Origin of the sequence: Microbacterium sp., from assembly GCF_031178525.1 — a bacterium.
Lineage (GTDB): Bacteria > Actinomycetota > Actinomycetes > Actinomycetales > Microbacteriaceae > Microbacterium.
Window position 1 is genome coordinate 1 of the sequence record NZ_JAPSJA010000111.1, and the last position, 8,403, is coordinate 8,403.

The following is an 8,403-nucleotide window of genomic DNA, read 5'->3' on the forward strand; positions in this document are numbered from 1 at the left end:
GGGGTCGCGCTGATCGGCGACACGGCGGCGAACGCGAGCTTGACGTCGCCGTCGTTCGCGTCGATCACGCTGGGGTAACTCACGCCCCACTTCTCGGCGAACGAGCGGGACTGATCCGCCTGGTCGATCGTGTTGACGCCGACGAACGAGACGCCCTGATCCCGATAGTCCTGCCAGACGGACTCGAGGTGCTCGGCCTCCACGCGGCACGGCGGGCACTGCGCGTACCAGAAGTTCACGACGACGACGTCGCCGGCGACGTCCTCGCTCGACAGCGTGTCCCCCGTGTCGGTCTCGCCGGCCCACACGACGGGCTCGCCGCGCTCCGCCTCGTCGATCTCCTCCACCTGGAACTGGCCCGAGATGTAGCCCTTGTCGGAGCCCTCGCGATAGTCCTCGGCGACCGGGTCCGGGCTGCACGCGGCGAGCGTCAGCGCGAGCGCGGCGGCACCCAGGAGCGCTGTCAGACGGCGGGCGGATCGGGCTGCGCGGGACACTCCCCCATCCTACGTTTCGCGTGATGAGCGGGCTGTGCGCCAGCCGAATGAACCCTTACACGGCCCCGACGTCCACCGCGTCGTCGAGGGGTGCGGGCTCGGCGTACGACACCTCGCGCCAGACGTCGCCTCTGCGTTCGAACGACGTGACGCTCGACAGCGCGCACCGGCGCGTGCGCGGGTCGTGCGGCAGAGGCAGTCCCGCGACCGACAGGTGCGTGAGCCAGATGGGCGCCTGGTGCGACACCATCACCACGTCGCCCTCGGGCGTCGTATGCCACGACTCGTCGAGCGCGGCGCGCATGCGCTCCACGACCTGCGTGTAGGGCTCCCCCCAGCTCGGCACGGACGGCCGACGCAGGTGCCGCCACTTCCACGGTCGGCGCAGTGCGCGGCTCATCCGCAGGCCGGCGAACACGTTCGTCGGCTCGATCACGCGGTCCTCGATGCGCGGCTCGAGCCCGAACAGCTCGGTGAACGGCTCGGACGACTCGAGCGTGCGCTGCAGGGGAGAGCTCAGCAGCGCTGTGACAGGGCGATTCAGACCCTGGATGTGCTCGGCTGCGGCGCGCGCCATCCGGCGGCCGTCGTCGCTGAGGCGGAAGCCGGGAAGGCGCTCGTACAGCACGCCGTCGGGGTTGTACACCTCGCCGTGGCGCACGAGATGGATGAGTTCGGCCGGCATGCGCTCCCCTGCTGTTCGCCTGTCTGCTCCATCCTACGAACGGCCGGGCGACCGCCGGGCGGCCTGAGCGCGGTGGTGGGCCGGGCGTCGGGGTCCGGCCGGAGGAGGCCGGCGCGGATCCCGGAGCGCCGCCCGGGAGGTCGCACGCGCCGCGGCTACCGTGGACGCGTGAGGACAGCACTGCATCGCGCGGCCGCCGCGATCACGGCGGCGACGCTGGTGCTGGGGCTCGCCGCCTGCGTGCCCGAGCCGTCCGCCGGCGAGGCGCGGCGCGACCCCGCTCCGTCCTTCGCGGATGCGCGCACGACGCAGGTCGACCGCGACGGCGACCAGTGGACCTCAGGCGACGTGACGGTCGATGTGCCCGAGGGCGCCGTCACGACGAACGTCGCGAACGTGACCGTCGGCGCGCGGATCGGAGGCGCCGACTCCGGCATCGCGAGCGAGGTGTTCGGCACTCCGGTGCGACTGGACACCCCCACCGCCTTCCGCGCTCCGGTCACGCTCTCGTGGGATGTGTCCGACGTGCCCGCCGAGGCTGCGGCGGCTGCGGCGCTCGTGCGCTGGGACGATGACCGCCACGTGTGGGTGCCCGAGCCGGGCGCCCCGGCCGTGGCGGACGGCGCGCTGTCGGTGCAGATGTCGGGAAGCGGCATCGTGACGTGGGCCACCTCGGCGCTCGACGACGCCGCGGCGCCGGTGGCCGGGCCGGCCGCGCCGCGCTGCGAGGACGCCGTCCTGCCCGACTGGGTCGGCGCATCCGCTGATCCGGATCTGGCGCGGCCCGAGTCCGCGATCGCGACGTGCTTCGAGGCGCACCAGTCCGACGTGCTGACGGTCAGGACGCGCAGCCGGGAGACCACGACCCGCGCGCTCGAGCTCACGGGCGACGCGACGTTCGCGTGGGTGACGCGCGACGACGCCGGAGACCGCGTCTGGCGCGTCGCGGCGGGGCTCGTCGACGACGAGGGGACGGCCCTCCTGCCGCCGGGCGGGGGCGTCGATGTCGGGCTGAGCGCCGGTGAGCCCGCGCTGCGCGCCGTCGCGCGCGTCGACACCCGGACGGCGACGGTGGATCTGCTCACGGCGTTCGCGCGCCACGTGTCGCTCGGCCAGGTGCCCGATCCGTCCGTCACCGAGCTGATCTCCGATCTGTACGACTGCGGTGCCGCGCAGACGCGGCCGCTCGACGACGCGTCGACCGTGGCCGAGCTCGGCACGACGCTGACGGCGTGTGCGGCCGAGCTGACCGAGCCGCCCGCCATCGGGCCGGAGGCCGAGGCGACCCAGGTGCAGGGCGCGCGGGCGGCCGCCGCAGCGATCCGGGTCGGCGCCGCCGGCGCCTTCGACACCCTCGCCGCGGCGTCCGCCGAGACGCTCGTCGCGGCGGCCGCGGCACCGCCGGGCGGCGCATCCTGGACCGTACTCGCCGATCGCGAGGCCCCCACGCTCGACTCCTGGACCGCCACGTGCCGCGACATCGAGTCGGATGCGGCCGCGCTGTTCGCGGTGCTCGCGCAGCAGCCGCGGTTCCGCTCCGCCACCGGGGACCTCGCGACGACGCCGGCGTGGCGTGACGCGGCCGCCACGGCGGTCGCGCCGCTGGCCGAGTGCACGCCGGACGAGCGCGCGCGCTTCGCGTCCCGCCTGCCCGACGAGTGGCCCGATCCCGAGGCGGCGCACGTCGTCGTGGACGCGATCGCGGCGCTGGGGCTGTCGCTGCTGACGTGCGACGACCTGTTCGATCTCGCGGCGCCGCTCGCGAAGGGGTTCCACGAGCTGCGCGGCATCACGGCGTCGAGCTCCAGCCGCGTCGCCTGCGGCTGGGCCGCCGAGAAGGGCAAGTCGATCGCCGACCGGGGCGTGACGTCACGCGTGGAGGTGTGGGTCTCGCGCGAGACCGCCGACGCCGACGAGGTCGCGCGCCGCCGCACCGAGGCCGAGAAGACCGAGCTCGGCGGCGTGCAGACGTCGGATGCGCTGGACGCGGTGGGCGGATACGCGGTCGGCGCCTACGTCCCGACGGGACTGGAGCTCGAGTCGTGGCTGCCCGGCTACCGCGTCGTCGTCACGACCACGAGCTCGGACGACCCTGCCCAGTGGCGCATGCAGGAGGGCGTCGCCGCGCTCGAGAACATCGTCGAGGCCCTGACGACCGGCTGACCCACGCCACCTGCCCGACCGCACCCACGCGGCCTGCCGATCCGAACCGGACGCGGGACCGCGCCACTTGCCCCGAACTGCCGCCATGCAGGCCTGAACAGCGGCACATTGGGGCAAGTGGCGGGGTAACAGGCCCGCTGCTGCGGACGCTTGTCGTTGAGGTTGATCGGCCGTCGGCTCGCCACGCCCGGACCGAACGATTGGCGTGAATGTTCCTTCGAACGCGATAGGTATGTACTTACGGCATTGATCGCCGTCTTTCCCGCGACAAGGACGCAAGATGGACTTCACTGAGAGGCTCAAAGCCCTCGCACTCAAGGTGCAGAACCAGAAGCACGCTATTCAGACAGAGGAGGCGACGAAGACGGCATTCATCATGCCGTTTATCTCGTCTGTTCTCGGCTACGACGTGTTCGACCCGCTGGAAGTCGTGCCCGAGTACACAGCCGATGTCGGCATCAAGCGCGGCGAGAAGATCGATTACGCGATCCTCCGCGACGGCGAGGTCCAGCTCCTCATCGAGTGCAAGCTCTCGAACCTCAAGATCGAGCACGCGTCGCAGCTCTTCCGCTACTTCGCCGTGACCAATGCTCGGATCGCTGTTCTCACCAACGGGGAGGTCTATCACTTCTATACGGACCTCGACGCCCCCAACCGCATGGACTCCAAGCCTTTCCTCGTCCTAGACCTCGCGGATCTGGACGAATCGCTGATTCCTGAGCTGAAGAAGCTCACGAAAGAGAACTTCGACCTCAACTCGATCGTCAGCGCGGCCGAGGAGCTCAAGTACGTCGGAGCGATCAAGCGGGCACTCGCCGAGGACTTCAAGACCCCGACTCCGGAGTGGGCGAAGTACTTGACGGCCAAGGTTTACGAGGGCTCGTACACGCAGAAGGTGCGGGAGCAGTTCGGACCCCTCGTGCAGAAGGCGCTCAAGCAGTACCTCAGCGACCAGGTGAATGAGCGACTGAAGACCGCCCTCGGCGCTGGCAGCTACGTCGCGTCCGAGAGCACGACCGGAACTGCACCCGTGACGAGTGCGCCCGTGGCAGAGGCTGATCTCGATCGCGACACAGAGATCGAAACGACACTCGAGGAGCTCGAGGGATATCAGATCGTTAAGGCGATCGCCTGCAGCGAAGTGAAGCCCCAGCGCATCGCGCATCGGGACGCCAAGTCCTACTTCGCGATCCTGCTTGACGACAATAATCGCAAGCCGATCGCTCGTCTGCACTTCAACAGCAAGAGCCAGAAGTACCTCGGACTGTTTGACGCTGAAAAGAACGAGACCCGGCATCCGATCTCGACGCTCGACGACATCTATGCGCACGCAGAATCGATCCGAGAGCGGGTTCGCGCCTACGAAGGCTGAGTCGCCGGCCTGCTGCGCTCAGCGGCACCGATCCGAACCGGGCGCGCGACCGCGCCACTTGCCCCGAAGTGCCGCCATGCAGACCTGAACAGCGGCACATTGGGGCAAGTGGCGGGGAAACAGACCCGCTGCTGCGGACGCTCCCGGTCAGTCCGCGTGCTTGTCGGCGCGCTTGTCGGCCCGCAGCGAGCGCACGCGCACCACGACGAACCAGACGATCGCGATCACGACCACCGCGATCACGACGTTCTGGGCGACGTCCATGTACTGCTCGACGATGTGCCACTGCTCGCCGAGGAACCAGCCGACCAGCACGAAGATCGTGTTCCAGATCAGGCTTCCGAGGCCCGTGAGCAGCACGAAGCGCCAGATGGGCATCCGTGCGACTCCCGCCGGGATCGAGATCAGGCTGCGGAAGATCGGGATGAACCGGCCGAAGAACACCGCGGCCCCGCCGTGGCGATGGAACCACGCGACCGTCTTGTCGACGTCGTCGACCTTGACCAGAGGCAGCTTGTCTGCGATCCGGCGCAGGCGCTCGAGGCCGATCCACGCGCCGATGCCGTAGAGCGCGAGCGCGCCGACGACGGATCCCACCGTCGTCCAGAGGATCGCCTCCCACAGCGCGAAGGAGCCCCGCGAGGCGGCGAGTCCCGCCAGCGGCAGGATCGCCTCACTGGGGATGGGCGGGAAGAGGTTCTCCGCGGCCACGCCGAGGCCGGCGCCGTACGGGCCGATCACATCCATGAGCCCCACGAGGGCGTCGACGAGGCTGCCGAGCCAGGATCCGTCGGAGGCCGTGGCGGTCGTCATCATGCGGGATGGCCCTTCGGTCGTCGGCACGGTACCCGCCCGACGTTACCGGTCCCTTCTCTCGGGCGCCTGGGTGCTCTCCCCCGGGCGGGGTGACGGATATCCCGACACGTAGACTTGTCCAGATTTCTTGACATCGGGAGGATCCCTCGTGCTTCGCACCCACACCGCCGGCTCGCTGAGAGCCGAGCACATCGGTCAGACCGTCACCCTCACGGGCTGGGTCGACCGCCGACGCGATCACGGCGGAGTGGCGTTCATCGATCTGCGGGACGCATCCGGCATCGCCCAGGTCGTCATCCGCGACGAGGCCGTCGCCCACCCCCTGCGGAGCGAGTTCGTCCTCAAGGTCACCGGCGAGGTCGGCCGGCGGCCCGCGGGCAACGAGAACCCGAACCTCCCCACGGGTGAGATCGAGCTGATCGCGGCCGACGTGGAGGTGCTGAACGAGTCGGCGCCGCTGCCGTTCCAGGTCTCGGGCGGCGAGGGCGCGGACCCCATCGGCGAGGAGGTGCGCCTCAAGCACCGCTATCTCGACCTGCGCCGGCAGGGCCCCGCGAGCGCCATCCGCCTCCGCTCTCAGGTCTACAAGGCGATCCGCGACGTCCTGCACGAGCGCGAGTTCGTCGAGGTCGAGACCCCGACGCTCACCCGCTCGACGCCCGAGGGGGCGCGCGACTTCCTCGTGCCCGCGCGCCTGCACCCGGGCAGCTGGTACGCCCTGCCGCAGAGCCCGCAGCTGTTCAAGCAGCTGCTCATGGTCGGCGGTGTGGAGAGGTACTTTCAGATCGCGCGCTGCTACCGCGACGAGGACTTCCGCGCCGACCGCCAGCCGGAGTTCACCCAGCTCGACATCGAGATGAGCTTCGTGGAGCAGGAGGACGTCATCGAGATGATGGAGGACGTCATCCGGGCGATGTGGGCGACGATCGGCGTCGAGGTGCAGACTCCGCTGCCGCGCATGACGTACGCCGACGCCATGGCGAAGTACGGCTCGGACAAGCCCGACCTGCGCTTCGGCCTCGAGCTCATCGAGGCGACGGACTACTTCGCCGACACTCCCTTCCGCGTTTTCCAGTCGGAGTACGTCGGCGCCGTCCTCATGCCGGGCGGCGCGAGCCAGCCCCGCAAGACGCTCGACGCCTGGCAGGAGTGGGCCAAGCAGCGCGGCGCACGCGGTCTCGCGTACGTCCTCTTCAACGAGGACGGCACGCTGGGCGGCCCCGTCGCCAAGAACCTGTCGGAGGCCGAGCAGGCGGGCCTCGCCGAGCATGTCGGCGCCAAGCCGGGCGACTGCGCGTTCTTCGCCGCCGGCGCCACGAAGGCGAGCCGCGCGCTGCTCGGTGCCGCCCGCATCGAGATCGGCAAGCGCCTCGGCCTGCTCGACCCCGACACGTTCGCGTTCACGTGGGTCGTCGACGCGCCGATGTTCGAGCCCGCCTCCGACGCGGTCGCCTCGGGGGACGTCGCGGTCGGCGCCGGCGCGTGGACCGCCGTGCACCATGCCTTCACGGGCCCCAAGCCGGAGTTCGAGGACACCTTCGACACCGACCCCGGGTCGGCGCTGGCCTATGCGTACGACATCGTCTGCAACGGATCCGAGCTGGGCGGCGGATCCATCCGCATCCACCGCGAGGACATCCAGAAGCGCGTCTTCACCGTCATGGGCATCGACGAGGAGCAGGCGCAGGAGAAGTTCGGCTTCCTCCTCGACGCCTTCAAGTTCGGCGCCCCGCCGCACGGCGGCATCGCGCTCGGCATGGACCGCGTGCTGCAGCACCTCACGAAGACCGAGTCGATCCGCGAGGTCATCGCGTTCCCCAAGTCGGGCGGCGGATTCGACCCGCTCACGGAGGCTCCCGCGCCGATCACGCCGCAGCAGCGCGCCGAGGCCGGCGTCGACGCCGAGCCCGAGACCGTCGAGGTCTGACCCGCGGCGAATCCGCCCCTTCCCGCCGAACCCGCGTGCCACCGCACGCGGGTTCGGCGTTCTCGTGCGGATTCGGCATCCTCGTGCGGGTTCGGTGCGCGTACGCGGGTTCGGGCGCCCGGCACCGGTAGCCTCCCCTCGTGGACACCGACATCGTCGTCGTAGGGGCCGGGCTGGCGGGACTCGTGGCTGCGGCCGAGGCCGCGGATCGGGGCAGGCGCGTCCTGCTCGTCGATCAGGAGGGCGAGCAGTCGCTCGGCGGGCAGGCGTTCTGGAGCCTCGGCGGGCTGTTCCTCGTGAACAGCCCCGAGCAGCGCCGGATGGGCGTGCGCGACTCGCTCGAGCTCGCGCGGCAGGACTGGTTCGGCAGCGCGCAGTTCGACCGCGCCGAGGACCGCTGGCCGCGTGCGTGGGCCGATGCCTACCTGGACTTCGCGGCAGGCGAGAAGCGCGCGTGGCTGCACGCGATGGGCCTTCGCCTCTTCCCCGTCGTCGGCTGGGCCGAGCGCGGCGACGGGCGCGCGGCGGGGCACGGCAACTCGGTCCCGCGGTTCCACCTCACGTGGGGCACGGGGCCCGGCGTCGTCGAGCCGTTCGAGAGGCGCGTCCGCGCGCACGCAGAGGAGGGCCGGATCCGGTTCGCGTTCCGCCACCGCGTCGACGCGCTCGTCTTCGAGGGCGGCGCCGTGACGGGCGTGCGTGGGGCGATCCTGGAGCCGTCCGACGTCGCGCGCGGCCGCGCGTCCAGCCGCGTCAGCACGGGCGAGTTCGAGCTGCGTGCGCAGGCCGTGATCGTCACGGCCGGCGGCATCGGCGGAGACCACGACCTCGTGCGCGCGGCGTGGCCGGAGCGGCTCGGCACTCCGCCGCGCAGCATGGTCAGCGGCGTGCCCGCCCACGTGGACGGCCGGATGCTGCGCATCACGCAGGACGGCGGCGCCAG

General features: G+C 70.9%; 7 protein-coding genes. 4 read left to right on the forward strand and 3 right to left on the reverse strand.

Annotation, left to right across the window (positions count from 1 at the left end):
• Both RIF89_RS08560 and RIF89_RS08565 read right to left on the reverse strand, forming a co-directional pair.
• Positions 1 to 497, reverse strand: a 497-nt coding sequence (locus RIF89_RS08560) for a TlpA disulfide reductase family protein (protein ID WP_309068700.1), incomplete at its 3' end; no start/stop codon positions are given.
• A gap of 55 nt (positions 498 to 552) precedes the next feature.
• Complete coding sequence (locus RIF89_RS08565; RefSeq protein ID WP_309068701.1) at positions 553 to 1,182, reverse strand: histidine phosphatase family protein; 630 nt, start codon at positions 1,180 to 1,182, stop codon at positions 553 to 555.
• A gap of 168 nt (positions 1,183 to 1,350) precedes the next feature.
• Between RIF89_RS08565 and RIF89_RS08570 the strand changes: the two genes are divergently transcribed.
• Both RIF89_RS08570 and RIF89_RS08575 read left to right on the forward strand, forming a co-directional pair.
• Complete coding sequence (locus RIF89_RS08570; RefSeq protein ID WP_309068702.1) at positions 1,351 to 3,345, forward strand: hypothetical protein; 1,995 nt, start codon at positions 1,351 to 1,353, stop codon at positions 3,343 to 3,345.
• Between the two features lie 280 nt (positions 3,346 to 3,625).
• Positions 3,626 to 4,717, forward strand: coding sequence for a type I restriction endonuclease (locus tag RIF89_RS08575; RefSeq protein ID WP_309068703.1), 1,092 nt, complete (start codon positions 3,626 to 3,628; stop codon positions 4,715 to 4,717).
• A gap of 147 nt (positions 4,718 to 4,864) precedes the next feature.
• Here the strand turns inward: RIF89_RS08575 and RIF89_RS08580 are convergent, their stop codons facing one another.
• On the reverse strand, positions 4,865 to 5,533 hold the full coding sequence (locus tag RIF89_RS08580) for a DedA family protein (RefSeq protein ID WP_309068704.1): 669 nt from the start codon (positions 5,531 to 5,533) through the stop codon (positions 4,865 to 4,867).
• 148 nt (positions 5,534 to 5,681) lie between these two features.
• Here RIF89_RS08580 and aspS point away from each other — a divergent pair, with 148 nt between their 5' ends.
• On the forward strand, positions 5,682 to 7,460 hold the full coding sequence (gene aspS / locus RIF89_RS08585) for an aspartate--tRNA ligase (protein ID WP_309068705.1): 1,779 nt from the start codon (positions 5,682 to 5,684) through the stop codon (positions 7,458 to 7,460).
• A 140-nt stretch (positions 7,461 to 7,600) separates the two neighbouring features.
• The coding region (locus RIF89_RS08590; RefSeq protein ID WP_309068706.1) for an FAD-binding protein at positions 7,601 to 8,403 on the forward strand (803 nt) is incomplete at its 3' end.

What these genes read in the sequence shown, in the direction of transcription:
- RIF89_RS08575 (WP_309068703.1), top strand. Translation starts at nt 3,626, where the DNA reads ATGGACTTCACTGAGAGGCTCAAAGCCCTCGCACTCAAGGTGCAGAAC.
- RIF89_RS08565 (WP_309068701.1), bottom strand. Translation starts at nt 1,182, where the DNA reads ATGCCGGCCGAACTCATCCATCTCGTGCGCCACGGCGAGGTGTACAAC.
- RIF89_RS08580 (WP_309068704.1), bottom strand. Translation starts at nt 5,533, where the DNA reads ATGATGACGACCGCCACGGCCTCCGACGGATCCTGGCTCGGCAGCCTC.